General features: G+C 60.3%; 1 protein-coding gene and 1 pseudogene. One reads left to right on the top strand and one right to left on the bottom strand.

What is annotated here, in order from left to right; genetic code table 11:
- Nucleotides 1-842, top strand: a pseudogene (locus AC1D0Z_RS21635) (hypothetical protein); the annotation flags it as partial.
- An 18-nt stretch (nucleotides 843-860) separates the two neighbouring features.
- Here the strand turns inward: AC1D0Z_RS21635 and AC1D0Z_RS21630 are convergent.
- A partial coding sequence (locus AC1D0Z_RS21630; RefSeq protein ID WP_477660207.1) for a glycosyltransferase occupies nucleotides 861-1,469 on the bottom strand: 609 nt, incomplete at its 5' end.

Raw genomic sequence — 1,469 nt, 5'->3', positions numbered from 1 at the left:
CCACCGAACTGGACGCGATTGAAGTGTGCAATGCCGGGGGGTGTGTCGGGCTGACGGCGGGTGAATCTGTCCGGGTTGTCAACAACACAGATGCCCCGAAACGAACGAATGTACGCCCGCCCATACCCACGCCTGAGCCTCCAATAGAGCCCATCATCATCAATAAAGCGATTGCGATCGCTGCGCCAGTCAACTCCGGCACGTTCACCAACTTCAAGTCAGCCGCAACCTACCACTCGCAGGGCAATTTCGGGCCTTCCACCATTTCGGCCCCTGTCACAGGCACTTCCGCAACCATTGACACCGGCAAGCTGACCGCGCTGAGCGCCAACGGCAAGGACTTCTCACCCATCATCAATGCCAACGCGGGCTCGGCGGGCTCGGTTGATGCGGGTGACTTTATCGGCTGGGGCTCCTGGACCACCGGCACGCGCAACCCGGGTGGGACCAACATCAACGATTTCCATTACGTGATTGGCCAGCCTACCCTTGTGATGCCCACGACAGGCACCCTCAGCTACAACCTGATCGGCCAGACGCCGGTGACCGGCTACGACACGTCAACGCAGCTCGCCATTGCCTCCGGAACCCTGACATCCGCAACGTTTAACGTCAACTTCGGCACGGCCAAGCTGAGCATGGGCGTGGTCACGACACTCGGCGGTTTTGCGGCATCCAACATCAGCATTGCAGGCGGGCAGTTCAGCTACTCCAACGGCGGCCCGGTTTTCACCGTGGACGGCTTCTTCACCGGGGTGAATGCAAACCGTGCCGGCATGGTTTACACCGGCACCAACGGAAACACCCGCTATTCAGGCGCAGCGGCATTTGCCGCGCCTTGACGGCAGCAACGACCAAATTCACCTGAGATAAAACGCCAGGTCACGCTCTGTTGCCTCAGGGCCATGCACCTGGCGGGCGCGCTGTTGGGCTGCCATGCCCAGCCGAAGCCTTAACTCGACCGAATCATTGAGCGACATCAGGGCGTCGAAAGCCTGTTCCTGAGAACGGATCAAAAAACCCGAGATGCCCTGCTCGATGACTTCGGCATAGCCGCCGTTCACATGGGCGACTACCGGCAAACCAGCGCCCATGGCTTCCAGCACCACCCGTCCATAAGCTTCAAAAAAGTTTCCGGTGCGGTAAAACATGACATCCAGCGAACGGTAAAAATCGGGGACTGATTCAGCTCCGGCGGGCAACAGCTCAATGCCCTCACTTCCAGCAAGACCCGGCGCTAGGCAGGTGCCTCCCATGACACGAACCCGTATGCCGCGGCTGGCCAGCATCCGGTAAAGCGAGAGGTCCTGCGGGTTGTGCTTTTCCAGCAAATCGCGGCTGGCGCGCCCCACGGTAAATGGCCGCCTCGGGGCTTCGCCATTYTTCAGGCGTGCAAACCGTTCGGCGGCAACCTCTGCAAAAGGCGAGAGGTCAAGCAGGCTGGGAATGACCCGTGCAGTCAGTGCGGC

The organism is Polaromonas sp. P1_E3, assembly GCF_056405935.1.
Note: the sequence above shows the minus strand (reverse complement) of the source record. Positions and strands in the feature narration are given on the sequence as shown.